Raw genomic sequence first — 26,681 nt, forward strand, 5'->3', positions numbered from 1 at the left:
CTAATATCAACCAATGTCCGCTTTCGCGGTTCTAGCGCGATGGCAACGGAATGGACGCATCCCAGTTTGGGTTGTTAGGTCTCTTGCGTGATAACCCCGTGAAACCATCGATCGGGCATTGCACGAAAACTCGACCAGCTCGCTCACTTGATACCTTAGTTCAAACGGATTTATTAAGCCGTTCGATGTACTTCCCAAAAGGCTGACAATGCCTCGGACATCGGGTCACCAGCAAGCCGTGCAAGGACGATTTCGCGTGGGGCCGGTGGGTCAAGGGGCACCTTAACGAGACCCGGGTGATGTTCTGGCGCAGCAAGATCAGCAATGATGGTCGCACCCAGTTTCGCACGCACAAGGGCCAAAAGCGATGTTATCTGTTGCGCCTCATGGCGGACGTCCGGAACGACGCCAGCCTGGGCGAACCACGCCCTTACCAAGGGCTCTGACCCGCCTTTGGTCATGACGAACGGCAATTGCAAAAGGTCCTTCGGTGTAAGCCGCCCGGGCCAAACCCGGTCAGCCGGCAGCAAGGCGACCAAGTGATCATCGGCCAGCGGGAGTTGGTCCAGTGAAGGATCATCTTGTGCCAACGTTATGGCGACATCTACGACGCCGGTCTTCAAAGCTTCAGCCATCTCCGCCTCGGGGATTTCGCGCACAGCAAGACGGATTTTGGGAAATCGGTTTTGATAGTCTCCCAGAAGTTGAGGCAAGAGCCGGGTCGAGGCGGACGCGCCGATAGAACCGATGCGCAAGGCCCCGGTTTTCTTGCGTTTCAGGGCGGTCACATCCTCCCATGCGTCTTGGCGCAGGAGTGCCTCACGATGGCCTAGTTCTGCGAGACGCTTACCTTCTGCCGTTAGGCTGATCTGCCCGCCGATCCGGCGCGTCGCTACGATCCCGGATTTGTGTTCGAGCGCTGCGATGGCGCGGCTGACAGCGGGTTGCGAAACTCCCAAGGCATTTGCGGCCCGCGTGATGCTACCAGTCTCTTGGATCAAGGGCAGGGCACGCAAAGCGATGATGGGAACGGTATCAAGAAGACGCAGGCTCATAACCGTTGGTTATTTGTTTATGGTCGACTTGTCACGCAAAGCATGAGGCATGACCTATCTTACCCCCCACACGATACCTCTGTCCCGTGCCGCCGCGGCGCTTCAAGACAATCCGTTGCGGGCGCTTTATCCCCTGGCTGCGCGCGATGGTATGATTTCACTGGCCAACGGCCACCCCTCGCCAGACGCCTGCGATCACTTCGGTTTGCGAAATGCTCTTGATGCAGCAGCGGCTGACCCAATGGCATGGCGCTATGGTCCAACCGCCGGTGACCCACGACTGCGGCGCGCGCTTGCTGATCTGTCGGGGGCCCAGCCAGACAACGTTATCCTCACGTCTGGCGCACAGCAAGGGATCGACCTGGCAGTACGAACGCTGTGCGATCCTGGCGATACTGTTTTGGTGCCAGAGGCACTCTATCCCGCAACACTGTCGGTCCTCACAGCTTGCGGTGTCACAGCCCTACCTGTTTCTGAAGACACTGACGGGCTTTGCCTCGAAGCGTTGGACCAAGCCATTCAGGACAGTAAAGCGCGGGTTCTCTATCTCACACCCACGTTTGGGAACCCCACCGGATCGGTCCTGAGCGAAGACCACAGAGGCGCGCTGTTGGCGCTCTGCGCCCGGATGGGTGTGTCGATCCTTGAGGACGACCCTTATCGTGATCTATGGTTTGCCGTGCCGCCGCCACCATCCCTGTGGGAGATGGCCGGGGATCGCGGTGCGCGGGTGATTGCGTTTCGGTCCTGCTCCAAGTCCATCGCACCGGGTCTACGGATCGGTTGGATGCTCGCTCCTCATGAGCTCGCGCCACATCTGACCGCGATGAAACAGGCAAGCGATCTGCAATCGAGTGGTACAGCACAAATGGTGGCTCTGACATATCTGTCTTCCGGGCGGTTCGATGACTGGCTGATCAAGGTGCGCGCACTCTACCGGCGGCGGCACGATGCCTTACAGACAGGGCTTGTTGCAGCAGGCTTTGACGCGCCTGCCGTGACAGGCGGCATGTTCTTGTGGGCCCAACTGCCCAAGCAGATCGATATGGCGCGCCTTTTCGAGTCTGCAGTTGCCCAAGGCGTGCTCTACGCGCCAGGCGCGGCCTTTGCAGCGAGCAGCCCAGATGGTGAGATCGCACGCTACGCCCGGTTCTGCTTTGCTTCCAACGGCTTGGAACGGTTGAAACAGGCAACTGATCGCCTGGCTGATGCAGTGCGTCTGTCAGCACAATGACCGGGGCAAGCTCAATCGTTCAGGCCCTTGCGCCAGATGTCATGATTATCGCGCTCGGCATGCTGCTTGGACGGGTCTTCGAAAGCAACCTGTGGCCCGCCCTAGATAAGCTCTGCTTTTATGTCTTCTTCCCCGCCCTCATGTTCACTGCGGCGGCCGCACGTCCGATTGGCATTGAGGACATTGCGTCTATCGGCGTTGCCGTCTGGGTCTTGATGGGTCTTGGCCTTGTCTTAGCTTTGCCGCTGCGGAGGCTTGGGCCTGTGTCCTTCCTGGATTTCGCTGGTGTCTGGCAGACGGCCTGGCGTTTCAACGCGGGACTTGCCTTTGTGGTGGCTCAGGCACTGCCGCCAGAGGCTGCTGCATTGATGGCGGTTGCCATCGGCTTGGCTGTGCCTCTGGCCAATGTCCTCGCCGTAGGCGCGCTAGCACATGGAGCCGGTCAGACTGTCGTACCTGTGTTCAAATCGATTGTGATAAACCCTTTTTTTCTGGCCAGCAGTGCCGGGCTACTTGTGGGAACCACGGGCCACACCCTGCCCTATACAGCAGAATTGGCCCTAGAGCGACTGGCCGATGTTGCAATACCAGCGGCACTTCTCTCCATTGGAGCATCCCTGAGCTTACGTGTGCTGTCGGGGCTAGACGGTCTTACAGGGGGAGTGCACCTGATCAAATTGGTTCTGCTACCGGTTTGCGCGTTCGGACTAGCTAAAGTCATGGAACTGAGCGAGACGCAAACACCTGTCATCGTGCTCTTCGGCGCCTTACCAACCGCAGCCGCAGCGCAAACGCTGGCCGCGCGCTTCGGCGCAGACCAAAGTGCTCCAGCGGCCATTATTGCCCAATCAACCGGGTTAGCCTGCATGACACTACCTGTGTGGATAGCGCTCGTCGTTTAGCATGCAAAGCCCGCCTCGCCACCATGTGCCGCAAGCCAGTTCAGACTGGGTTGCGGACTTTAGCAAAAGCGCGGCGAAAGTTCGCTCTGTTCAATGCTCCCGCAGCAAGGAACCGCTGCCCGGATGGCAGATCTCCAAACTTTGCACAGGGCGTTATCTACGCTTTGCCGCTCCTCTCAGGGAGGTTTCAGTGCCTAGTACAGGTCAATTTGCCAACTCTTCAGCGCTTTCGTTGCTGTGCACGCGCAACTGCCTCAGATCGGTGTGACCGACCAGCCGGGGCAAGCGCCAGTACATTGAGCTTTCTTGAAAGCACAGTACTCGCTGCATGACGGGAACCGTCAGACGTCAACCCGGTAAGTCCGCTCTTCCCCGCGACCTACTTCATAGTGCATCCAGGTGGCGAGAGGAAAGATCAAACACCGGATTGAAATCCGGCAAGGCTCGTAGCAGGCCACTGACCTTGGTCGACAACGGATCCTCTCGCGGTCTGCCATTCTTGGGATGTCTTAGCAGAACCACCCCGCGAACCAGATCAACACAGTTCCAGTCTAAGCCTGCTATTTCGCCTGCGCGCCTTGCGCTCTCACAGCTCGCCTGACGCCACCTTCGCCGCCACCTTGTCATGGTTCAAAATTTCGAACTCAGTGTGAGCAGCCCAGTCTTTGCCCCTTGCTTTGGCAGGACGGCCTTTGCCTTTCCGACATCATTGCAGGCAACCTTGGCCTGACATCCGGATTTCAGCTCACAAATAGAAGCCATGAATTACGCATCGTGCGGAAAATATGCGTAAACGAAAACATAATCCTGCACGACCATGGGTCGGCATTCAGGTCATCAGAACCCATAACCACATTGTTTTATATGGATAAATAGTCAGACAGGATCAATTCTGTTTGAATGATGGTGCGGTCGAGAAGACTCGAACTTCCACGGGTGTTACCCCACAGCGACCTCAACGCTGCGCGTCTACCAATTCCGCCACGACCGCACTGTCTTGACTTGGTGTAGCGGCGTATAGACGAGCGTGGCGCGGTTGTGAAGATGCAAAATGATCAATTTTCAGGCTTTTCGGTAGCCGCCAAAAATATGGGGCGGGAAGATCCTCCCGCCCCTGTCTAGAAGCCTGATTGGTCGTCAGATTTCTCAGTCTGTCGAGAAGCTTGGCAACGCGGCCGCGGTACTAGAGGCAGGAACCGGCTGTGCCAGCCCACCGGTCAGCCCGGCAGAGGCCGCCTTGATCAAACCTACCCGTTCCGGCTGTCCCGGCGCAAAGACCGGATCAGCCCCCGCCTCCAGGGCTGCAATTGCCGTCTGGTACCAGCCCTGCGCCTGCTCCGGCGACTTCGCCACACCGAACCCCTGTGCCAGATGGTGACCGATCAGCTCGGCATAGGGGCGCTGGCCAACACCAACCATAATCAGCGCGGCCCCCAGCGCCACCTCCATGTTGTCACGACGGTAACCAGAGAACAGGCAGATACCGGCCGTATTGGAGAGCTGCTCAATCGACATATTCGACTGCAAAACGAATTTCTGCAGATCGGAGACCAGCGCATCGCTGCCTGTGCTCCCCAGCTTGGCCAGATAGGGCTGCACCACCGGACCAAAGGCATCGCATTGACTGTCGACTTGCGCCTGGCTTACGCCCTGCACCTTAGCGACAAGCGCTTCGCCGGAGTTGATTGCATAGGAGCGGGTCAGGCAGAACTGCTCACCCAACGCCAATTCGGGATCGCGTAGATTAGAAACAGTCATATAGCCGCCGTTGGAGCTGGTGAGCAGGCTGACTTTGCTGCAATGGCTAGTCAGCGAGGCCGTATTTGCAGCAGGGACTGGTTGCTGGAACAACTGGATACCCGCCAGCCCGCCGGTTGCAGGCGCTGGCGCCGTGGCCTGCGGCGCAGACGCCAACACTGTACCGCCCGGCGCTGGTGCAGGCGTCGGTACTGGTGTTGGTGCGGTGGCCTGAACAGTACCCGTGGTCGGCTCATCGCTCATCCGGCACACGCCTTGATGACAGGAGAAATTCGCCGTGGTGACGCCGCGCGCCATGAAGTCATTGCGCTGATACCCCTGCGGGGTTGAGGCAAACACCATGACAGAGCAATGCGACGCCCCGCACCAGAAGGAACTGCCCGACACCGAGGTGTCGATCATATAGTCGTTCTTGCCGTCCCCATTCAGATCTGCCAGCTGCATAAATCCGGATCGCTGCAACAATTGCTCGGCGCTGGGATCGGCGCTGGCGGCGATTTCATCCACTGCTTCGCTGACCTCAAACGGCAGGCCACCGTAGCTGCCATAACCGCCAGCGCTGGCGCTACGAGTTCCGGTGGCTTCGTCCCGCCAGACTGGCAGCAGCCCACGTACCCCGTTGGGGCCTTGCATTGCTTTTATAACCTGCGGGCCGCCAATCTGCGCCCGACTGTAGGAGGATACCAGAAAATCACGTTCATATTGGGTCAGCTGACCTGTGGCGGGGAATCCCATATACCCCTGATACTGCGCCACAGCGGCGCGGGATTTACGCCCCATCACACCGTCAGGAGAGCCTGCCGGGAAGCCGAAATAATTGAGCGCAGTCTGCGTCTCACGGTTCTGGGCACGCGCTGGGGAATAGGTGCGCTTGCGGGTAACCGGTTGTTTCCGCGCACGGTTCTTATGCGCCTCGTTGACGATCACACCGCCGATGATACTACCAACCAGCGCTGCGCCAAGGTTATCAGCCACGGCGGGTGCCGCCCCTGAGGTTGCCAGAACTGATGCGGCTAATGTTGTTTTAAGTGATTTTGAGAACATATTACGCGCCCCCCTATTGATGAAAACATGCAATCACGGTAGCGCACCACGCGGCAAGCAGGCCAGAAAATTCGGCGCGCCGCGCTATACTGGTTACAAAAGTCGTAACAAAGGACACCGTCGATGGTTGAATGGATCACCAGCTCAGGTCTGACCGGCTATGACGAAGCCGTCGCCTTTATGGAAGACCGCGCCGCCGGGATTGCCGCCGGAACCGCTGAAGAATGCATCTGGCTGGTCGAGCATCCTCCGCTCTATACCGCAGGCACCTCGGCGCAGCCTGAGGATCTGACGGACCCTGACCGTTTCCCTGTCCACCCTAGCAAACGCGGGGGGCAATACACTTATCACGGGCCGGGGCAGCGGGTTGTCTATGTCATGCTGGATGTGGCCAAGCGTGGCCGCGATGTGCGGTGCTTCGTACGCCAGCTGGAACGTTGGGTGATCCTGGCGCTTGATCGTTTCAATGTGACTGGTCATATCCGCGATGGTCGGGTGGGTGTTTGGGTCGAACGCGACGACAAGCCCCTGCGTGCCAATGGTGAGAAGACCGAGGATAAGATCGCGGCCATTGGTATCCGCCTGCGCAAATGGGTCAGCTTTCACGGCATCTCAATCAATGTCGAACCCGATCTCAGCCATTTTGACGGCATCGTGCCCTGTGGCATCACAGAGTTTGGCGTCACCAGCCTGGTGGATCTGGGCCTGCCTGTAACCATGACCGATGTCGATGTCGCGCTGAAGCAGTGCTTCGATGTGGCCTTCGCCACAACTGACACCTGCCCCACGGATTAGGCCAGCTTCGAAGACCGACGGTAAGCCCGCGCTCACGAGGGAATGCGCTGCCGCAAATCCTCGATCGCTGCGAACACAAGTTCCGGCTGCGCATAAAGCAGCATGGTTCCGGCCCGTTTGCTGATCCGGATTTGCAAGTCCGCACTGCCGGGGCCAAGCGCCGCCTGCAAGCGCTCCGCTGGGGTCACGGTATCCTCACCACCATGCAGGTAGATGGTGGGCGCCGCCTTGGCACTGTGGCGCGTGTCACGCGGGCGCGCCGCCAGCCGCAAATCCGTCTCATACCCACCGCGCCCATGCTGCATCATCATCCTGTGGCTCTGTTCCAGTACGGCACTCAATCCGGGATCCGCCAGCAATCTCCGATCCGCGCTGTCTTTTGCAATCTGGCGCGAGACCAAGACCTGCGGTCCTTTCTGGCGCACCGATCGGGACCAACTGCGGACCACCAACGGCAATACTGCCTTGGCATGCACCGCACTAAGCGCCATGGCGCGCTGATGTCCGCGCAAAGCGCCCGCCTGCCCTATGCTGGGCAGCGGCAGCGTCGCGCCAACTCCAACGACACCGCCCAGACGGTCCCGTAGGCGGCGCGCCGCTGCGGCGGTGAACACGCAGCCACTGCGGTGCCCAAGGAGAATTGGCCGCTCCAGCCCCTCGGTATCGATCAGCGCTTCAAGCTGCGTGATGAACAGATCAACAGGATCGGCCTGGCGCGGCAGTCGGTCCGACCCACCGTATCCACAGCGCAATGGCGCCAGAACCTGCAAGCCGCGCGCACGCAGCATGGGCTGTAGCCGCTGCATCCCCGCGATACCGTCGAAAATCCCGTGAACAAAGATCACCGCCTGCCCACGTGCCGCGCCAAAACGCAGGTAACGCGAACTCAGCCCGCAAGGCAGAGAAAGCCATTTTTGGGGCGGCGATGCGACTCCTGCAGCGATCTTGTAATCCTCAACTGTCTGGGCAATCAGATGCGCCAGAAAACGTAGCATTTCCGGACAACTTGGTGCGGCCGTCTTGGTCAGCATCCCCCTCAGAACAGCCAGTTCGGGATCGCGCTGGCCACCCTTGCCTATGCCCAATTCGACCCAATCGTCGCCGGTAAGCAGATGCCGCAGCAGCGACATTTCCTGCGGGTCGAAGCCAAACCAGTTTGCTATCAGGGTTGCCGCCATATCGGACCAGGCGGTCTGCACCTGTTCTACCAACAATGCAGGCGCAGCCAGATCTGCCGCACCAAGGGAATGCAGGGGCAGATCCGCGCGCCCATCAAGGGGCTGGCACATCAGCAGGTGCCCTCCTGCAGTCCGCAATAGAACAAGCGCGGGGCGCTGCGCATCAGCGTCGAAGAGGTTTCGCCACTTTGGCAGGTCAGCATCTGTGACCTGCAGACTTTTGGAGATCGGCAGGTCGGTGACGCGCCCGCTACTCGGCCAATCGCCCCTTGCAGCCAGTACCTCGGCCTCCTGCGAGACCAGCGCCCAATTGCGGTCACCACAGGGAAGCACGGTCTGAAGCTCAGGCCAAAAACCGTGATTCTGCGCGGCTACCAATCGGCTTCTGAGGTAAATCGCCCTGTCGAAATGACGCCTGATCAGTACAGGGTCTGTTAAATCGCCCGCTGCCGAGAGAGCAGAAGTGGGATGGATTTCACCTGCGTATGCGTTTGGGCTATCCCAGCCTCCTACGGCCGCGGCCTGCGCGCGTGCGCGACCTGAGCCCATAGTCGATCGGGAGGCCGGTTCAGAAATATCATCATAATCTGCACGATTCAATCGGTCGCGCCAAGCCTCGGCGTTGGCGATACCCAGAACTGAGGCGTACACTGCGGCAGCCACCGTTTCGTCTGACAAACCATCTGAATTGCCGCTTTCCTCTGCCGTCCTACCCACGGCCCCTCCTCAGCAACATACACAGGCAAACACCCGTTACTTTACAAATCCACAGCGACAAACGCATGCGGCGTTGACACAATACCCCCTGATCTCAACCAAGCCTTCTCCTTGCTTCGGTCTGGATCACATCTCCCAACGGTGCGGCGCTTCATCAGCAGCGCTGCGCGCCTTCTCTATCACCGGTCGCCATCTACACGTGAATGCACCAGCCCGACGCTCTACGTCTTCAACGACGTGCCCAAACCCCAATATTTTAAGGACTTCGTAAAAATTTTGGCGACCCTAGAATAAACGGGTCACACATATCAATCATTTTTTCGCGTCAAGGTAGAATATCTGGCGCGCACTACCCGAGGCACTCCCTCAACCACAGATCGCAGCCTCTCGGGTTACCTAGAGTCACCCATCAGACAGAGCAACTGCCGCTCGCATTCTTTCGGCGTGCTCGGACAAGACACCCGGGTCGGCCATAATACCCGGTGGCCGCACCGTGTCCCCAGCGCGACGGGGAAGGATATGGAAATGGAGATGGAAAACCTCCTGACCGCCTTCAGCCTCATTGAACTGCTGCACCGTCACCCCCTGCGCGTCGAACGCGCGCATCGCAACGTGGCTCATCTTCTGCGCCGTGGCCATCACGGCGGCCAGCTGCTCAGCCGAGGCATCCAGTAGATTGCGGCACGGGGTCTTTGGGATAACCAGCATATGACCGTCGGATCGCGGCATGATATCCATAAAAACGAAGGTCGCCTCATCCTCATACACTTTGTAGGAGGGAAGTTCTCCGCGCAGAATTTTCGCGAAGATATTGTTTGGATCGTATTGCGCCACTATCTGCACTCCGTGAGGTCGTTGGATGGACTTTCGCGCTCCCGGTCATCAGGGTCAAGCGCACCACGGCATCTTGATTGACAAAACAGTATCGCTTTGCGGTATTGGCGATGAATTCTGCGGGCGCCAAAAGCGAAGTCCCGCCCTCGACCGTGACACCCGTCGGGAGTCCGCGCAGCCCGAAACGGGACTGCCCGCGACAATTATTCTTGATCCATATCAAACTCCGCCATTGAAGGCCTGTTGCGGGCGAACTAAAACGCAAGATGAGTCTAGGCCCACCTATGCGGTTTTTTGGGCCTATCGTTATGCAACAGGAGGCACCTTAATGGCAGATGCAGCCATTCATGGTCACGGCCACGAAGACGAGCGCGGTTTCTTTACCCGCTGGTTCATGAGCACGAACCATAAGGATATCGGCATTCTCTACCTGATCGTTTCGGCGATCGTTGGTTTCATCTCCGTCGCGTTCACCGTTTACATGCGGCTTGAACTGATGGATCCCGGCGTTCAATACATGTGCCTCGAAGGCGCACGTCTTTTTGCAGATGCGTCTGCGGAATGTACCCCCAACGGGCACCTCTGGAACGTTCTGATCACTGGCCACGGCATCCTGATGATGTTCTTCGTGGTCATTCCCGCGTTGTTCGGCGGGTTCGGCAACTACTTCATGCCGCTGCAGATCGGCGCGCCGGACATGGCGTTCCCGCGGATGAACAACCTGTCCTTCTGGATGTATGTCGCAGGCACCTCGCTGGCGGTTGCGTCGGTTCTGGCACCTGGCGGCAACGATCAAGCTGGTTCCGGTGTTGGCTGGGTTCTCTACCCACCGCTATCCACCAATGAAGGCGGCTTCTCCATGGATCTGGCGATCTTCGCCGTTCACGTCTCGGGCGCGTCCTCGATCCTTGGTGCGATCAACATGATCACCACTTTCCTAAACATGCGCGCACCCGGCATGACCCTGTTCAAGGTGCCGCTGTTCTCCTGGTCGATCTTCGTCACCTCCTGGCTGATCCTCTTGTCCCTGCCAGTTCTGGCGGGCGCGATCACCATGCTGCTGATGGACCGCAACTTCGGCTTCACCTTCTTTGATCCTGCCGGCGGCGGCGACCCGATCCTGTATCAGCACATCCTGTGGTTCTTTGGCCACCCGGAAGTGTACATCGTGATCCTGCCGGGCTTTGGCATCATCTCTCACGTGATCGCGACCTTCGCGCGCAAGCCAGTCTTTGGCTACCTGCCGATGGTCTGGGCGATCATTGCGATTGGTGTTCTGGGCTTCGTCGTATGGGCACACCACATGTACACCGTTGGCATGTCGCTGAACCAACAGGCCTACTTCATGCTGGCCACCATGGTCATCGCGGTTCCCACCGGGGTTAAGGTGTTCTCCTGGATTGCCACCATGTGGGGCGGCTCCATTGAGTTCAAAGCGCCAATGATGTTTGCCTTCGGCTTCCTGTTCCTGTTCACCGTTGGCGGTGTGACCGGTGTGGTTCTGTCGCAGGCCTCTGTGGACCGTGCCTATCACGACACCTACTATGTGGTTGCACACTTCCACTACGTGATGAGCTTGGGCGCAGTGTTCGCGATCTTCTCCGGCATCTATTTCTACTTCGGCAAGATGACCGGTCGTCAGTACAACGAGCTGGGCGCCCAGATCCACTTCTGGATGTTCTTCATTGGCGCCAACCTGACCTTCTTCCCCCAGCACTTCCTGGGCCGTCAGGGCATGCCGCGTCGTTACATCGACTACCCGGAAGGCTTCGCATACTGGAACAAGATCTCGTCCTATGGCGCGTTCCTGTCCTTTGCCTCGTTCCTGCTGTTCTTTGGTGTTGTGATCTACTCGCTGCTGCGTGGCGCTCGTATCACCCAGAACAACTACTGGAACGAGTATGCCGACACGCTGGAGTGGACCCTGCCCTCTCCGCCGCCGGAGCACACCTTCGAAATCCTGCCCAAGCAGGAAGACTGGGATCGTTCCCACTCGCACTAAAGTGCAGTTGAGCTGAAACACAGACAGGCCCCGAAGCACCCGCTTCGGGGCCTTCTTCTTGGCATCAACACATCTCGGCACATCGCTGAAGATGTCTGCCCCGAAGTGCTGGACAGCCTCTGCCGAGACGCTAAGTTCACGCCATGCCCTACCAATGGACCACCGCCCGGACTGACAGTCACCAGGAGCTGCATCTTTGGCCGCATCAATCGCTGCGACCAGAAGGCTACGTCCGGTTCATGGCGGTGCTTGCCGCACTGATCACCATTCCGATGATCCCACTTGTGGGCAGCGCTGCTCTCTGGGGGATTCTTCCCTTTGTGACGGCCACGCTTTTCGCGGTAAAATGGGCGCTGGACCGCAGCCGCCGCGACCGCCATGTGCTGGAGGTGCTGACGCTCGACCCCAGCGAAGCGCATCTGGAGCGCATCAATCCAACGGGCCCGCGCCAGAACTGGAGCTGCAATCGCTATTGGACCGAGGTCGAGCTGCACGCAGATGATGGCCCGGTGCCCAATTATGTCACACTGCGCGGCAGCGGTCGCGAGGTAGAGATCGGGGCCTTCCTGTCAGAGGATGAACGCAAGGCGCTCTATGACGAACTAAGAACCGCCTTTCGCAAGGCATGACCCGCCCTTGACGTACTGCCCTTTGACATAGACGCCCAGCCCGGCTATGGCTGACTTATGACCAATGCGAGCCTGATCTTTTCGACCGTCTATTATCCGCTGTTTCCATAACGGCGGACGCATTCTCATTTCTTTGATGTTTACCCCGCCGCGATCCGGCGGTCTGAGACATCATCTCCCATCCTTTACCATCGGCATCGCGGCACAGACCGGAGCCCAATTTCGATGCCCCAACCTCCTCTATTCTCCCGCATTGGCCTGATTGGCTTTGGCGCATTTGGGCAATTAATCGCCCGCCACCTGTCACCGCTGGTGCCGATCTGCGTTTATGATCCGGCACAGACCTGTGAAGGGCCACGCCACCCATCTCTCCGATTCGGCTCGCTCGCGGAAACAGCCGCCTGCCCCTTGGTGATCCTCGCCGTGCCTGTTGGCGCGATGGAGCCGCTGTGTCACGCGCTTGCGCCACTGGTCAGGCCCGGCGCATGGGTACTGGATGTCGGATCCGTGAAAATGGCCCCTGCCGATGTGATGCACCGGATCTTGCCGCCAGAGGTCAATCTGCTTGGCACCCACCCGCTCTTTGGTCCCGAAAGCACCCGGCAGGGACTCGCGGGTCAGAAAATCGCCCTCTGCCCCCTGCGCGGCGGTCGCCCATTACGCTTGGCAGCAATGTTGCGGCATTTCTTTCAGCTTGAGGTGATTTGGACCACACCCGAGGCGCATGACCGCGAATTAGCGACGGTACAGGGGCTCACCCATCTGATTGCTCAGGCCCTCAATCAGGTCGCGCCGGAGACTCTTCGGATGACCACCGCCAGTTTCGAGCTGATGCAGCAGGCCAGCCGCATGGTGACGGGAGATGCCCCCGGTGTGCTGGAGGCGATCCTGCGCGACAATCCGTTTGCAGCAGATGTGCGGGACAGCTTTCTGCAGCGCGCCGCTGACCTTGGCCAACACCCCGTCACGCCACGCACACAACAAAGCCCGCCAAACGCGGCGGGCTTCTGATCTTTGCAACGATATCCGCCAGTCATTGGCAGGTCAGCAATCGCCCCCTTGGCACAGCTGATCCTTGACCAGCGGGCCGACCTTACCAAAATCCATCTGGCCGGTGTATTTGCCTTTCAGCGCGCCCATGACCTTGCCCATATCCCGGATAGACTGGGCACCGGTATCGACAACAGCGGCCTTCACGGCCTCTGCCACCTCATCATCGCTCAGCTGCTTAGGTAGAAATTCTTCGATGATGGCAATCTCACCAAGCTCGCGCTCTGCCAGATCCAGCCGCCCGCCCTCTTCATAGGCACGCGCGCTTTCATTGCGCTGCTTGGTCATCTTACCCAGGATCGCGAGGATCTCAGCATCGCCGATTCCCCCCGCTTCGCCATCCACCCGCTCAGCAATTTCGCGGTCCTTGATCGCGGCATTGATCAGACGCAGGGTTGCCAGTCGGGCTGCTGCGCGGTCCTTCATGGCTTGTTTCAGGGCCATATTGACCCGAGTTCGCGTATCCATTTATCTGTCCATTCCCACGGAGTCGGAAACCGGATCTTTACCTAAAGTGGTAGTCCAGTTCAAGTTGCGGCCCTCCGAATGACGTTGGGACACTCCCCAGCGGTCATCAAAGGCTATAGTCGAGCAAAAAGACCGGCTGTGCAGGATCAGAACACGGTCGTAACACGCCCAGGCAGGCTTGACGCCTTGCGGCCCTCCCCTTAAAAGCCCATGAATTTTGCCCAGATTGGAGAGTCGCGCCATGGCCGATACCGTCACGCCCAAACCCACAGCATGTTTGGCGCTCGCAGATGGCACCATCTTTTACGGAAACGGCTTCGGAGCATATGGCGAAACAGTTGCAGAACTGTGCTTCAACACCGCCATGACCGGCTATCAGGAAATCATGACCGACCCCTCCTATGCGGGACAGATCGTGACCTTCACCTTCCCCCATATCGGCAACACCGGCGTCACCCCGGAAGATGACGAAACCGCTGACCCGGTCGCCGCTGGCATGGTGGTGAAATGGGACCCCACACTGGCCTCCAACTGGCGCGCCACAGAAGAGCTGAAGGACTGGCTGACCCGGACCAATCGCATTGCCATCGGCGGCGTTGATACCCGTCGTCTGACCCGCGCAATCCGCCAGCTCGGGGCGCCGCATGTGGCGCTGGCCCATGATCCTGATGGCAACTTCGACATCGAAGCCCTGGTCGCCAAGGCCCGCGAATGGTCCGGCCTGGAAGGTCTGGATCTGGCCAAGGACGTGACTTGCACCCAAAGCTACCGTTGGGACGAGATGCGGTGGGCCTGGCCTGAGGGCTACACCCGTCAGGAAGATCCAAAGCACAAAGTTGTCGCCATCGACTACGGCGCGAAACGCAACATCCTGCGGTGCCTCGCGTCTGCAGGCTGCGACGTCACCGTGCTGCCCGCCTCCGCCACCGCAGAGGAGGTACTCGCACATAGCCCTGATGGCGTCTTTCTGTCCAACGGTCCGGGCGATCCAGCCGCCACCGGGGAATATGCCGTGCCGATGATCAAGGAAATCCTCGACACAACAGATCTGCCGATGTTCGGGATCTGCCTCGGCCATCAGATGCTGGCGCTGGCGCTCGGCGGTAAGACCGTCAAAATGAACCACGGTCACCATGGCGCCAATCACCCGGTAAAAGAGAACGCCACCGGCAAAGTCGAAATCACGTCGATGAACCATGGCTTTGCGGTGGATGGTCAGAGCCTGCCGGACGGCGTTGAAGAGACCCATGTCTCACTATTTGACGGGTCCAACTGCGGCATTCGCATCTCGGATCGTCCGGTCTATTCTGTCCAGCATCACCCGGAGGCCAGCCCCGGCCCGCAGGACAGTTTCTACCTGTTTGAGCGGTTCGCCGAGGCAATGGCAGCGCGTAAATCCGCGTAAATCGACACAGCTTTAGATAAGCCTGCGCAAAAAATACCGATCCATGGCGAGTTTTTGCCATGGATAACAGGGATTTGGGCAGTCCCCTGACAAAAAATCTCTTGTCCGAATCCGCAACCGCATAAACTGTTCAGTTATGGCTGAACACAACCTCAGACTGATCGAGGCCGCGCGCCCCCTGATCCGGCGAGAGCGCCAAACGTCGTTTGAACGGCGCCTGGTTGAGCATCACGCCGTCAGCAAAGACCACCTGATGCGGGCGCTGGTTCTGCGCCAGCATCAGCGTGTTCCGATTGATCACATCCTTGTTTCCGAAGGATGGGCCAGTCAGGAACAGGTTCTGGATGCGCTGTCGTCCGAGCATGGTCTGCAACGGGTTGATCTGAGTGGTCACCGCCCCCAGGCGCGTCTGCTCGCGCGCAAACCCGCCCAGTTTTGGCTGCGTCGCTGTGCGCTGCCATATATGCAACTGGGGCAGACACTTGTGGTGGCGATTGCGCATCCGGCCGGTCTGGCTGAACTACAGCGCGATCTTGCGGAGAGTTTTGGCGATATCCGACCGGTTATCGCCAACGAGGCCCAGATTACTGAACTTCTGACCGCTCATTTTCGCGACGATCTCGCCCGCCATGCCAGCGCCTGCGTGCCGCTGGCCTACAGTTGCCGCACCCTTGGCCAGCCGAACTGGCTCGGTCTGCCGCTCCTCATCGGGCTGGTGGCTCTCGCATTTGTCACCACCATGCCGAGGGTGGTTTTCACCCTGCTCTGCGGCCTCGCCCTTTTGACACTGCTGCTGTTTGTGCTGCTGAAATGTGCAGGGTTTTTGTCCCATCTTCAGGATCAACGCAGGCAGCGCCTGCATCAAAAGACCCGATCACAGCCCAAACCACCGCTCTGCTCCAATCAGGTATTGGGGGGAGCAGCAACACCGCAACGCCTGCCACGAATCTCCGTTCTGGTGCCCCTCTACAAGGAGGCGGAGATTGGCCGCGCGCTATTACGACGCCTGTGTAAACTCACCTACCCGCGCAGCCTGCTGGAGGTTCTACTCGTACTGGAAGAAGAGGACGAGGTGACCCGCAATGCCATCCGCTGCGCCGATCTGCCGGATTGGTTCCGGGTGATCGAGGTGCCCGCCCACGGCGGTCTCACCACCAAACCACGGGCCATGAACTACGCGCTAAACTATTGCCGCGGTGAGGTTATCGGTGTTTGGGACGCCGAGGACGCACCGAACCCTGATCAGTTGGAGCTGGTGGCGCGCGCTTTTGCCCAAGGGGACAATGATCTGGCCTGCCTGCAAGGCGCGCTGGACTACTACAATCCCGGTCAGAACTGGATATCGCGCTGTTTCACGCTTGAGTACGCCAGCTGGTTCCGCATCGTACTGCCGGGCATTGCACGCCTCGGGCTGGTGGTCCCACTGGGCGGCACCACACTTTTCATTCGCCGCAACATACTTGAACAACTGGGCGGCTGGGATGCCCATAACGTGACCGAGGATGCCGATCTAGGCGTCCGGCTCTGCCGCCTTGGCTACCGCACGGAGATGCTGCCCACCACCACCTATGAGGAGGCAAACTGCCGCCCCTGGCCATGGGTCAAGCAACGGTCACGCTGGCTGAAGGGCTTCATGGTCACCTATCTGGTCCATATGCGCCGCCCCGCTGTCCTGGCGCGGCAACTGGGCTGGCGGCAATTTCTTGGCTTGCAGGCCTTCTTCCTCGGCACGGTCGGTCAGTTCCTGCTGGCCCCCTGCCTCTGGACCTTCTGGCTGATCACTCTGGGGTTCGACCACCCGAGTACGCCACTGCTGCCCGCCGGAGCGCCCTATCTGGCTGCTGCCATTCTGGTATTCTTCGAATTGCTGGGCATCACGATCGGGATCACCGCCGCTTTCGCCAGCGGACGGCGCTGGCTGGCGCTTTGGACACCCAGCATGATCCTGTATTTCCCGATGGGTGTGATCGCCGTTTACAAGGCGCTTTATGAGCTGATCTTCAAACCGTTTTTCTGGGACAAGACCGCGCATGGGCAGTCACAGACATCCCGGAAAACACCGCTCCCCCGGACATAGCGTGAGGGCAGCGGGCGCCCTACCCCTTGCTGCGATCGCCAGCGTCCTGTTTCAACCGGGTCATGAAGGCCACCGAAATATGATCCTTCAGCGCCCGACCCGCTGCCTGCTCGTCACGCTGCTCAATGGCGCTCACAATGCTCTTATGCTCTGCCTGGGCAATCCGGCCCCGCCCCTCCGCGGCCAGTGATGTGGTTGCCATCAGCGCCATGGTGCGATGCACCAGGTTCAGCTGCTGCACCAGATACCGATTGTGTGAGGCCAGATGGATTTGCTCATGAAAACGGCGGTTCGCCTTGGCCAGCTCCGTCGGATTGTCGACAAAGGCATCATCCGAGGCGACCATCTCCTGCAGCACCCGGATTTCTTCTTCGGTGGCATGCCGCGCCGCAAGGCTGGCGGCCAGCCCTTCCAGCTCGCGCCGCACCACATACAGCTCCGCCATCTGGTTGTGGTCCAGCGAGGCAACAATCAGCGACCGCCCGTCACGTTCCAGCAAGGACTGCGTCTCAAGCCGCTGCAACGCCTCGCGGATCGGGGTGCGCGACACGCCGAACCGTTCCGCAAGGTCGCTTTCGACCAGACGGTCACCGGGGCGATAGACCCCGACATCAATGGCTTCAAGGATCAGCGCATAAGCGTCGGTCTGGCTGGTACTGCGAGGAAGGCTCATGTCGATCCTTGGATTGTTGCTCCCCGATGTCTACAGGCCTCGGAGCCGTGCAATCAACCCCGCCCCGGCCAAGCGGTTAAGATCGCGCGGTGTATTCCGGTCAGGGTTCGCGTTTCAGCCACATCTATTCCATCGACTATTCCACCGGCGATGCTTGCAATCGCATAGGTCGCGGCCTAGGTCCCTCGCCATGGTATCGCAATCTTTCTCTCACGTCCGCCACTGGGTGTTCGACCTCGACAACACCCTCTATCACCCGTCTGCCCGGCTGTTTGACCAGATTGAGGTCAAGATGACGGATTATGTCATGACTGCCCTTGGCGTTGACCAGCAAATGGCCAACAAGCTGCGCGACGACTATTGGCGCGAGCATGGCACCACCCTTGCGGGGCTGATGGCACATCATGATCTGGATCCAGATCCGTTCCTGCTGGAGGTTCACGATATCAATTTCGATCAACTGGAGCCGGACACCCTGCTGGCTGAGCGGATCAGGAGCCTGCCCGGCAAACGGATCATCTATACCAATGGCACCGCGCCTTATGCCGAACAGGTGCTGGCCGCGCGGGGACTTGAGGGCTGTTTTGACGAAATCTACGGCGTTGAACACGCCAACTATCGCCCCAAGCCGGAGCGCCAGGCTTTTGACATCATCTTTGCCAAGGCCGACATCGACACAGCAAGGGCCGCGATGTTTGAGGATGATCCACGCAATCTTCAGGCCCCACATGATCTGGGCATGCGGACAGTCCATGTCGCGCCCGAGGCAACACCCGGCGCGCATATCCACCATCATACCGATGATCTGACCGGGTTTCTCGGCCTGCTCTGAGCACCGGTGCACCACACACAGCCCCGGCTGCGCATCCTGTCGCACCCCTGTGGCGCGCCGCCGCACCGCTCTTTTGCCGGGGCTGATAAGGTATATATGGCTGGCATCTTTGATGCGCGTCCGTGGCGCCCTGCTGCCACGATCCGCGCGGATTGCTCAGACCGAGGATGCCGCCCAATGAACGACATGACTTTTGACCACGCCCAGCAGCAAACGGCCCCAACGGTGGCCGCCCCCGCTACTCCATCCCCCGTGACGCCCTCTGACAGCCGCGATCAGGCCAATGCGACGAAGGCCCTGCTGGCCATTCTGCTCTATGTGCTGCTCTGGGGGCTGGCCGTCGCCATCTGGGGCCTGCCGGCGCTGTTCCTGCCTGCGGTCGCCAAAACAGCCATCATGTTCGTGATCCTGGTAAGCATCACCCGCGGCTGATCTGGGCAAACGCAGTCGACGGCGCCACCAAACGCAGTCGACGGCGCCACCAAAAAGGACAGTATGTCGCTTGTCATTCCGATCATCACCGGCCTATCTCAGAAGCAGAGACGAAAGGCAGGTTCTATGGCTGACAGTTGCGACATTCTGATTTCCGGTGGTGGCATCGCAGGGTTGACCGCCGCGGCGACACTGGGGGCTGCCGGGTTCACGGTGATCTGCGTCGACCCGACGCCGCCCGTGACGCTGCGCGACGATGCCGGGGCCGATCTGCGCACCACCGCAATCCTGCAACCGGCCAAGGCACTGCTGCAAGAGGCGGGGATCTGGGCGCGGCTCGACAGCCACGCCGCGCCGCTAGAGATTATGCGGATCATTGATGCAGGCGGCGCTGAGCCCGTGGCCCGCGTCACCAAGGATTTCAAATCTGCCGACATCTCCGATCAACCGTTTGGCTGGAACCTGCCCAATTGGCTGCTGCGCCGCGAACTTCTGGCGCGCCTTGACGACCTCGATACCGTGGATTTCCGCCCCGGTCTTGGTACCACTAAGCTGTTCACACGCACAAACGCCGCACAGGTCACCCTGAGTGACGGCAGCAGCGTCACCGCCCGCCTGGTGCTGGCCTGTGATGGGCGCGACAGCCCGATGCGACGCGCGGCCGGGATCCCTGTACGAACAACCCGTTACGGGCAGAAAGCGCTGGCGTTTGCCGTCACACACGCGCAGCCGCATCAAAACGTCTCGACCGAGATCCACCGCTCCGGCGGGCCGTTCACACTGGTGCCGCTGCCGGATCACAACGGCCAGCCTTCGTCCGCCATTGTCTGGATGGAACATGGCCCGCGAGCGCAGGCGCTGCAGCGCATGGATCAGGCAGCTTTCGAGGCTGAAATGAACCGGCGCAGCTGTGGCGTTCTGGGGCAGTTGCGGTTGGCCTCCCGCCGCAGCATCTGGCCCATCATCAGCCAATCCGCCGCCCGCATGAATGGCGAACGCCTGGCCCTGATGGCAGAGGCCGCCCATGTCGTGCCGCCCATCGGGGCCCAGGGTCTGAACATGTCGCTGGGCGATCTGCGCGTACTGCTGGATTTGGCACAGGCCCGTCCCGAAGGGCTGGGTGATACGGCGATGCTCGACAGCTACCACAAAGCCCGCCATAGCGATATTCTGATGCGGGTAAAAGGAATCGACCTTTTGAACCGGACCTCCATGCTCAGCCCTCGTCCGCTGCGCGATCTGCGTGCCTTTGGCCTCAACGCGCTCTACTCCATGGCGCCGGTACGCAAGACGCTGATGCAGATGGGGCTGGGTGTCAAATAGGATGCCGTTCCTACGGCGCTTCATCACAGGACATTGGCAACTGATCGGCCTGACGCTGTTGATCGTGCTGCTCTGGTCCACGCCAGCAGTGCTGCCACTGCGTATCCTGACCGTTTTCCTGCACGAAACCTCTCATGCTATTGTCACCCTCGCCACCGGCGGTGAGGTCCTAAACCTGACCATCGATCCCTATGAAGGCGGCAGCGTGACCGCGCGGGGCGGCAACCGCTTTCTGATGCTGTCAGCCGGGTACACCGGGTCGCTGCTCATTGGGGCTGCGTTGTTTGTCATCGCTCTGCGCACCGATTGGGACCGCAAAGTCCTGACCCTGTTTGCGGCGCTGACGCTGCTTGTTGCAGCCATATACATCCGTGATCTCTTCGCCCTCGGCTTCACTTTGGTGACAGGCGCGTTGATGTTGGCCACCGCGCGCTATCTCAGCCTTGCCGTCAATGACCTGATCCTGCGGATTATCGGCATCAGCAGCATGATCTATGCGCCGCTTGATATCTGGGACGATACAATCGCGCGCTCTTACCTGCGCTCCGACGCCCGTATGATGGCGGAGGAAATCGGCGGGACAACCGTCATTTGGGGCGCTCTCTGGCTGGTGATCAGCCTCGCGGTGATTGGCGTGACCCTTCGATACGGGCTTGGTCGATCCAGCAATATCGCGCTGCGCCGCAGCCTCTAGGCTAGCCCAGCGGACCGGGCCTGCGTTCCTCGCTCAGCAGGACGTTCGCATCGACGCTGCCCACGCCGGGCAGGGTCATCACCCGTCGCCGCAGCACCCGCTCGAAATCGGCAATATCGCGAGCGGTGACCCGCAGGCGATAATCATACATGCCCAGAATATGTTCCACCGTCTGCACCTCGGGAATGGCGGACACCGCGCGTTCGAAATCCTCCAGGCTGACCCGCCCCTTGGTGGCCAGCTTGATGCCCAGGAAAACCGTCACACCAAACCCCAGCTTGCCTGCATCCAGTTCCAGTTTGCGCCCGGTGATGATGCCGGCCTCCTGCAACCGGCGAATGCGCCGCCACGTGGCGGGCTGGCTGAGCCCCAGCTCGCGCCCCAAAGCACCCGCAGACTGGGTCGCATCCTGCCCAAGCGCGCGCAACAGCGCGTGATCAATCTCATCCAGCGCAATCATATCGGCAAAGCCTCGTTCGATTTGATCCGCGCCACATGCATCAATGCCTCGATATCGGTGATATGCGGCAGGGTCAGGATCGCAGCGCGATAGATCTGCTGGTAATGCGGCATGTCCCGCGCAATCACCGAAAGCCGCACATCCACCTGCCCCAGAAAGGTCTGGATCTCCAGTACCTCAGGGATCTCCCGTGCGGCCGGAATAAACTCGTCAAAGGCCCGTGAATTGGTCTTGTCCAGCGTGATCCGCAGCGAGACCTCCACCTCATAGCCAAGCGCGCGCCAGTCAATCACTGCCCGCTGCCCCAGCAGGATCCCACCCTCGCGCAGCTTCTCCAGCCGCCGCGACAGGCGTGATGCGGTCAGGCCGAGGCGGTCCCCCAGATCAGGCAGCGACTGCTCCGGATCCGCCTGCAGGTGGCGAAGTATGCGTCGGTCGAGATCATCAAGCATGAAAACTACATTATATCACTACATGGAGAATAACCATTGCACATATCGCGATTTATTCACCCACATTAGGGCTACTTCGCCTGTCAATGCCCCCTATGATGCCCTCAAACACGAAACATAAGGATGATGATCATGCGTGTATACTATGACCGCGACTGCGACGTTAACCTGATCAAGGACAAGAAAGTGGCCATCCTGGGCTATGGCTCTCAAGGTCACGCCCACGCGCTGAACCTGCGCGATTCCGGCGCCAAGAACCTTGTCGTTGCCCTGCGCGAAGGCTCTGCCTCCGCCAAGAAAGCCGAAGGCGAAGGCCTTCAGGTTATGGGTATCGCGGAAGCGGCGGCCTGGTGTGACGTGATCATGTTCACCATGCCCGACGAACTGCAGGCTGAGACCTACAAGAAATATGTCCACGACAACATCAAGCCGGGTGCCGCCATCGCATTTGCCCATGGCCTGAACGTACACTTCGGCCTCATTGAGCCGAAAGAAGGCGTCGACGTCATCATGATGGCCCCCAAAGGCCCCGGTCACACCGTGCGCGGCGAATACACCAAAGGCGGCGGCGTGCCCTGCCTCGTGGCTGTTGACACCGACTCCACCGGCAAAGCGCTTGAGATCGGCCTCTCCTACTGCTCCGCCATCGGCGGCGGCCGCTCCGGCATCATCGAGACCAACTTCCGGGAAGAATGTGAAACCGACCTCTTCGGCGAACAGGCGGTTCTCTGCGGTGGCATCGTTGAACTGATCCGTTGCGGTTTTGAGACCCTGGTCGAAGCAGGCTACGCGCCTGAAATGGCCTATTTTGAGTGTCTGCACGAAACCAAGCTGATCGTTGACCTGATCTATGAAGGCGGCATCGCCAACATGGACTACTCGATCTCCAACACTGCGGAATACGGCCAGTACGTCACCGGCCCGCGCATCCTGCCCTACGAGCAGACCAAGAAAGCCATGAAGGACGTGCTGACCGACATCCAGCAGGGCAAATTTGTGCGCGACTTCATGCTGGAAAACGCTGTGGGCCAGCCCACAATCAAAGCATCGCGCCGTGCCAATGACGAGCACCAGATCGAAGTGGTCGGTGGCAAACTGCGCGACATGATGCCTTGGATCTCCGCCGGCAAGATGGTCGACAAAGAGAAGAACTAAGGCGCTTGCGGGGAGACCCGCAGCCCAGTTTCTCTGCGGGGCGCTCCAGTTTGGGGCGCCCTTTTTGGTCATATACTTAAGACAATAACTCTTTTCGCCCGGCCGCTGCTTCTGACAGCTATCGCACCGGCGATGATCCATAATCTATTGAGGGATGCGACATGACGAATTCCCCCGGCGCCACCAACTGGGCCAAGCTTCTGTTTCTTGGTGTGATCTGGGGCGCCTCCTTCATGGCGGTGTCGCTGGCACTGCGGGGCTTCCCTCCTATGACCATCGCCGCGCTCAGAATCCTGATCGGCGCGCTGTGTCTGCTCGCTGTCATCAAGGCCATGGGCATCGCCCTGCCCTCGCTGCGCACATCTGATGGCCGGATTATCTGGGCCTGCGCCCTTGGCATGGGCTTCTTCACCAACGCCCTGCCCTTCACCTTGCTCAGCTGGGGGCAAACTTACGTGGCCAGCGGCTTTGCCGGGGTGTGCATGGCGGTGGTGCCGTTGTTTGTGCTGCCGCTGGCGCATCTTCTGGTGCCCGGCGAACATATGACCCTGCGCCGCACCATCAGCTTCCTGATCGGCTTTGCCGGAGTTGTGGTTCTGATCGGGCTGGATGCCTTCCGCTCTGCCGGTACGGATTTTGAATCGCTCGCTCGCCTCGCCTGCCTTGGTGCGTCGCTGTGCTACGCCATCGGCTCAATCATCACTCGGCTTTGCCCGCAGGTAAACATGCTGTCTCTCTCTGCCGCGGCGCTGCTGTGCGGTGCTGCGATGATGACCCCTGCCGCACTCTGGGCCGAAGGTGTGCCGGAGCTGCCCGCCATGCAGCCGCTCGCCGCCGTAATCTACCTTGGCCTGCTGCCTACGGCCCTCGCCCAAGTGCTGCTGGTTCAGGTCGCCCGCAGCGCAGGCCCGGCGTTCCTCTCAACCGTGAACTACCAGGTGCCGGTCTGGTCGGTGATCTTCGGCGCGGCTCTCTTGGGTGAAACCCTGCCGCCGCAGCTCTTTGCCGCCTTGGCGCTGATCCTCGGCGGCCTCCTTCTCAGCCGCAACCGCCGTGCGCGCGGCCTGCCCGTGAAACCACTTCGATAGATAACAAAGCAATTGCCATTGACCCCACCTGCCCGGCGGGGTCTTGTCGCGCGGTGAACCGGCGGAGGACCCTATGCCCAACATCGCACCGCGCTACTGGCTGATGATTGCCATCCTCGGCTTTGTCTGGGGTGGGACATTTCTGCTGATCAAGCTTGCGCTAGAGGGCACAACTCCCTTCTGGCTGGCGGCCAGTCGCATTGGGTTTGCGGCACTTCTGCTCTGTGCGATTTGGGGCATACGCGGCTTCAAGCTATTCAAAGATCAGACAAATTGGCCCTCTCTGATCCTCATCGGCGTCCTCAGCACCGCCCTGCCCTTCATGTTGATTTCCTGGGGACAGCAGCATGTCTCTTCCGGCTTCACCGGCATCAGCATGGCGGCGATTCCGCTGATGGTGCTACCGCTGGCGCATGTCTTTATCCCGGGTGAGCAGATGACCCTGCGCCGCCTCATTGGTTTTTGCATCGGCTTTGTCGGTGTCGCTCTGCTGATCGGCGGTAAGGCGTTTACAAGCAGCGGATCAGAGTTGGAATCCTATGGCCGCGCCGCTTGCCTCTCGTCGGCAGCCTGCTATTCGGTCAGCTCGATCCTGACCCGCCGTCTGCCCCCGGTGGACCCGCTGGGGCTGGCGGCCATCCTGCTGGTCATCGGATCCACAATCATCGTTCCGGTCGCCTGGATGGCAGAGGGGCCACCGGTGGTCCCAGACAATCGCACGCTGCTGATTGCCGCCGTCCTCGGCCTGATCCCCACAGCTGCCGCCAACCTGCTGCGCGTGATCGTGGTGCGCGAGGCCGGCCCCACCTTCATGACCCTGACCAATTACCAGGTGCCCATCTGGGCCGTGGTTCTGGGCGCAGTTTTCCTGGGTGAAGAGCTACCGCCCTCCATGCTGCTGGCGATGACCCTCATCCTCGGTGGCCTTGGCCTCAGCCAGTTTGGCAGGCTAAAGCGCCTGTTCGGCGGCACGCAGGGACATAATCCATAGGGTAAAACGCCCACCAGCTGGCACATCAGCGGCAGGCGTTTCCAGCCAGTCACATCGCAATCCAGAGACTGCGTTATTCGGCGACCGCCGCCTCAACCGCAGCGACCACACTGTCCACCGCCTGCGTCAGCACCTTGGCGTCTTCACACTCAGCCATGACCCTAACCAGAGGTTCAGTGCCTGATTTGCGGATCAGCAGACGCCCCTGCCCGGCCAGCGAGGCCTCTGCCAACTTGATCGCAGCCTGCACCTGATCGGTGTCTAGTGGCGCCTGCCCCGCAGCAAAGCGGACGTTTTTCAACAGCTGCGGCACCGGCGTAAATTGCTGCGCGAGCTGGGAGGCCGGCCTATCGGCGCGCACCATCTCCGCCAGGAAATGCAAGCCCGCCATCAGCCCGTCACCGGTGGTGGCATAGTCCGTCATCACGATATGGCCGGATTGCTCACCACCAAGGTTGAACCCGCCCTCACGCATGCGCTCCACCACATAGCGGTCGCCGACAGCCGTACGCTCAAGACCAATGCCCCGCGCTGCAAGATGACGCTCCAACCCGAGGTTCGACATGACAGTCGACACCAGCGCCTTGCCTGCCAGCAGCCCGTCCTCCGCCCAGCGTGTCGCCAACAGCGCCATCAGCTGATCGCCGTCGGCCACCTTGCCGGTTTCATCAATCAGGATCACCCGGTCCGCATCACCATCCAGACAGATCCCGACATGGGCGCCATGGGCCACCACGGTCTCCGCCGCCGTACCCGGGTGGGTCGAGCCACACTCCCGGTTGATATTGGTGCCATCCGGCGAAACCCCTACGGGGATCACCTCCGCGCCCAGCTCCCACAGGATTTCAGGCGCGGCGCGATGGGCCGCCCCATTGGCGCAATCAATCACAACCTTCAGCCCATCGAGGCGGATGTCGCGCGGCAGGGAGCTCTTGACCCGTTCCCCATATCGAAACCGCGCATCGTCGATCCGTTTGGCGCGACCGATGTTTTGCGCCTGCGCAGGCTCGACCCCCGCTTCGATCAGAGCTTCCAGCTCCAACTCGACGGTGTCGGACAGTTTGAACCCATCGGGGCCGAAAAACTTGATGCCATTGTCCGCCGCCGGATTGTGGCTGGCAGAAATCATCACGCCCAGATCAGCCCGCATCGACCGTGTCATCAGCCCGACAGCTGGCGTCGGCACCGGGCCTAGCAACAGCACATTCATACCCGTAGAGGTCAGCCCCGCCGTCAGCGCGCTTTCAAACATATAACCCGACAGCCGTGTATCCTTGCCAATCACGACCCGGTGCACGCCGGAGGCATCGCGCCGGAAATACCGGCCCACAGCAGCGCCGATGCGCAGCGCCATGTCCGCAGTCATAGGGTGGATATTGGCGGTGCCGCGCACGCCATCAGTGCCAAAGAATTTGCGCATATCAGCCCTTTCG

The 26,681-nt window shown here is 60.1% G+C and carries 24 protein-coding genes and 1 tRNA gene; 15 read left to right on the forward strand and 10 right to left on the reverse strand.

The genetic code is table 11. From position 1 onward, the window contains the following. Positions 1-173: 173 nt before the first annotated feature. Positions 174-1,055 (reverse strand): LysR family transcriptional regulator, encoded by an 882-nt coding sequence (locus tag GAL_RS13815; protein WP_024098186.1) that lies wholly within the window; start codon positions 1,053-1,055, stop codon positions 174-176. Positions 1,056-1,104: 49 nt separating this feature from the next. Between GAL_RS13815 and GAL_RS13820 the strand changes: the two genes are divergently transcribed. Together GAL_RS13820 and GAL_RS13825 are read left to right on the forward strand one after the other, a co-directional pair. Then, positions 1,105-2,289, forward strand: coding sequence for an aminotransferase-like domain-containing protein (locus GAL_RS13820; RefSeq protein WP_024098187.1), 1,185 nt, complete (start codon positions 1,105-1,107; stop codon positions 2,287-2,289). 41 nt (positions 2,290-2,330) lie between these two features. Further along, positions 2,331-3,191, forward strand: coding sequence for an AEC family transporter (locus tag GAL_RS13825; protein ID WP_158524447.1), 861 nt, complete (start codon positions 2,331-2,333; stop codon positions 3,189-3,191). Positions 3,192-4,095: 904 nt separating this feature from the next. On the opposite strand, the gene GAL_RS13830 is transcribed toward GAL_RS13825, so the two are convergent. Both GAL_RS13830 and GAL_RS13835 read right to left on the reverse strand, forming a co-directional pair. Beyond that, positions 4,096-4,182: transfer RNA gene (locus GAL_RS13830), tRNA-Leu, on the reverse strand. 155 nt (positions 4,183-4,337) lie between these two features. Beyond that, complete coding sequence (locus GAL_RS13835; protein WP_024098189.1) at positions 4,338-5,993, reverse strand: peptidoglycan-binding domain-containing protein; 1,656 nt, start codon at positions 5,991-5,993, stop codon at positions 4,338-4,340. Positions 5,994-6,116: 123 nt separating this feature from the next. On the opposite strand from GAL_RS13835, the gene lipB reads away from it, so the two are divergent. After that, positions 6,117-6,788 carry a lipoyl(octanoyl) transferase LipB gene (lipB, locus tag GAL_RS13840; protein ID WP_024098190.1) on the forward strand — a complete coding sequence of 224 codons (672 nt, stop codon included), beginning with the start codon at positions 6,117-6,119 and terminating at the stop codon, positions 6,786-6,788. A 32-nt stretch (positions 6,789-6,820) separates the two neighbouring features. Here lipB and GAL_RS13845 read toward each other — a convergent pair whose 3' ends face one another. Both GAL_RS13845 and GAL_RS13850 read right to left on the reverse strand, forming a co-directional pair. Beyond that, positions 6,821-8,077 (reverse strand): alpha/beta fold hydrolase, encoded by a 1,257-nt coding sequence (locus GAL_RS13845; RefSeq protein WP_244462761.1) that lies wholly within the window; start codon positions 8,075-8,077, stop codon positions 6,821-6,823. A gap of 1,008 nt (positions 8,078-9,085) precedes the next feature. Then, positions 9,086-9,517 carry an HIT family protein gene (locus GAL_RS13850; RefSeq protein WP_024098192.1) on the reverse strand — a complete coding sequence of 144 codons (432 nt, stop codon included), beginning with the start codon at positions 9,515-9,517 and terminating at the stop codon, positions 9,086-9,088. Positions 9,518-9,845: 328 nt separating this feature from the next. On the opposite strand from GAL_RS13850, the gene ctaD reads away from it, so the two are divergent. The 3 genes from ctaD to GAL_RS13865 all read left to right on the forward strand — a co-directional run bounded on the left by ctaD (position 9,846) and on the right by GAL_RS13865 (position 13,159). Continuing rightward, positions 9,846-11,519 carry a cytochrome c oxidase subunit I gene (ctaD, locus tag GAL_RS13855; RefSeq protein ID WP_014873767.1) on the forward strand — a complete coding sequence of 558 codons (1,674 nt, stop codon included), beginning with the start codon at positions 9,846-9,848 and terminating at the stop codon, positions 11,517-11,519. Positions 11,520-11,662: 143 nt separating this feature from the next. Further along, entirely contained in the window at positions 11,663-12,148 is a 486-nt protein-coding gene (locus GAL_RS13860; protein ID WP_024098193.1) for a DUF2244 domain-containing protein, read from the forward strand. 225 nt (positions 12,149-12,373) lie between these two features. Further along, positions 12,374-13,159 carry a prephenate dehydrogenase gene (locus tag GAL_RS13865; RefSeq protein WP_024098194.1) on the forward strand — a complete coding sequence of 262 codons (786 nt, stop codon included), beginning with the start codon at positions 12,374-12,376 and terminating at the stop codon, positions 13,157-13,159. A 33-nt stretch (positions 13,160-13,192) separates the two neighbouring features. Here GAL_RS13865 and GAL_RS13870 read toward each other — a convergent pair whose 3' ends face one another. Continuing rightward, the gene (locus GAL_RS13870) at positions 13,193-13,666 is read right to left on the reverse strand and encodes a GatB/YqeY domain-containing protein (RefSeq protein WP_024098195.1); all 474 of its coding nucleotides are present in this window, start codon (positions 13,664-13,666) and stop codon (positions 13,193-13,195) included. A gap of 241 nt (positions 13,667-13,907) precedes the next feature. On the opposite strand from GAL_RS13870, the gene carA reads away from it, so the two are divergent. Together carA and GAL_RS13880 are read left to right on the forward strand one after the other, a co-directional pair. After that, entirely contained in the window at positions 13,908-15,071 is a 1,164-nt protein-coding gene (gene carA, locus GAL_RS13875; protein WP_024098196.1) for a glutamine-hydrolyzing carbamoyl-phosphate synthase small subunit, read from the forward strand. Positions 15,072-15,207: 136 nt separating this feature from the next. After that, complete coding sequence (locus GAL_RS13880; RefSeq protein WP_024098197.1) at positions 15,208-17,148, forward strand: glycosyltransferase; 1,941 nt, start codon at positions 15,208-15,210, stop codon at positions 17,146-17,148. A gap of 19 nt (positions 17,149-17,167) precedes the next feature. On the opposite strand, the gene GAL_RS13885 is transcribed toward GAL_RS13880, so the two are convergent. Next, positions 17,168-17,821 carry a GntR family transcriptional regulator gene (locus tag GAL_RS13885; RefSeq protein ID WP_024098198.1) on the reverse strand — a complete coding sequence of 218 codons (654 nt, stop codon included), beginning with the start codon at positions 17,819-17,821 and terminating at the stop codon, positions 17,168-17,170. 190 nt (positions 17,822-18,011) lie between these two features. Here GAL_RS13885 and GAL_RS13890 point away from each other — a divergent pair, with 190 nt between their 5' ends. The 4 genes from GAL_RS13890 (at position 18,012) to GAL_RS13905 (ending at position 21,102) form a co-directional block, all read left to right on the forward strand. Further along, complete coding sequence (locus GAL_RS13890) at positions 18,012-18,653, forward strand: pyrimidine 5'-nucleotidase (protein ID WP_024098199.1); 642 nt, start codon at positions 18,012-18,014, stop codon at positions 18,651-18,653. Positions 18,654-18,830: 177 nt separating this feature from the next. Then, the gene (locus GAL_RS13895; RefSeq protein WP_024098200.1) at positions 18,831-19,085 is read left to right on the forward strand and encodes a hypothetical protein; all 255 of its coding nucleotides are present in this window, start codon (positions 18,831-18,833) and stop codon (positions 19,083-19,085) included. A gap of 126 nt (positions 19,086-19,211) precedes the next feature. After that, a complete protein-coding gene (locus GAL_RS13900; RefSeq protein WP_024098201.1) occupies positions 19,212-20,408 on the forward strand; it encodes a UbiH/UbiF family hydroxylase in 1,197 nt (398 codons plus the stop codon). Position 20,409: 1 nt separating this feature from the next. Further along, the gene (locus tag GAL_RS13905; RefSeq protein WP_024098202.1) at positions 20,410-21,102 is read left to right on the forward strand and encodes a M50 family metallopeptidase; all 693 of its coding nucleotides are present in this window, start codon (positions 20,410-20,412) and stop codon (positions 21,100-21,102) included. Position 21,103: 1 nt separating this feature from the next. On the opposite strand, the gene GAL_RS13910 is transcribed toward GAL_RS13905, so the two are convergent. Continuing rightward, on the reverse strand, positions 21,104-21,562 hold the full coding sequence (locus GAL_RS13910) for an Lrp/AsnC family transcriptional regulator (protein ID WP_024098203.1): 459 nt from the start codon (positions 21,560-21,562) through the stop codon (positions 21,104-21,106). Continuing rightward, positions 21,559-22,014, reverse strand: a complete 456-nt coding sequence (locus GAL_RS13915) for an Lrp/AsnC family transcriptional regulator (protein ID WP_024098204.1) — start codon at positions 22,012-22,014, stop codon at positions 21,559-21,561. Before GAL_RS13915 ends, GAL_RS13910 begins: the two co-directional genes overlap by 4 nt. Before the next feature lie 132 nt (positions 22,015-22,146). On the opposite strand from GAL_RS13915, the gene ilvC reads away from it, so the two are divergent. From ilvC to GAL_RS13930, 3 genes are all read left to right on the forward strand, one after another. Continuing rightward, positions 22,147-23,169, forward strand: a complete 1,023-nt coding sequence (gene ilvC, locus GAL_RS13920) for a ketol-acid reductoisomerase (protein WP_024098205.1) — start codon at positions 22,147-22,149, stop codon at positions 23,167-23,169. 161 nt (positions 23,170-23,330) lie between these two features. Beyond that, positions 23,331-24,257, forward strand: a complete 927-nt coding sequence (locus GAL_RS13925) for a DMT family transporter (RefSeq protein ID WP_024098206.1) — start codon at positions 23,331-23,333, stop codon at positions 24,255-24,257. A 73-nt stretch (positions 24,258-24,330) separates the two neighbouring features. Continuing rightward, positions 24,331-25,248 (forward strand): DMT family transporter, encoded by a 918-nt coding sequence (locus tag GAL_RS13930; protein ID WP_024098207.1) that lies wholly within the window; start codon positions 24,331-24,333, stop codon positions 25,246-25,248. Positions 25,249-25,321: 73 nt separating this feature from the next. Here the strand turns inward: GAL_RS13930 and glmM are convergent, their stop codons facing one another. Then, entirely contained in the window at positions 25,322-26,668 is a 1,347-nt protein-coding gene (glmM, locus tag GAL_RS13935; protein WP_024098208.1) for a phosphoglucosamine mutase, read from the reverse strand. Between the last annotated feature and the right edge of the window lie 13 nt (positions 26,669-26,681).

The sequence above is a fragment of the Phaeobacter gallaeciensis DSM 26640 genome, assembly GCF_000511385.1.
Taxonomy (GTDB): Bacteria; Pseudomonadota; Alphaproteobacteria; order Rhodobacterales; family Rhodobacteraceae; genus Phaeobacter; species Phaeobacter gallaeciensis.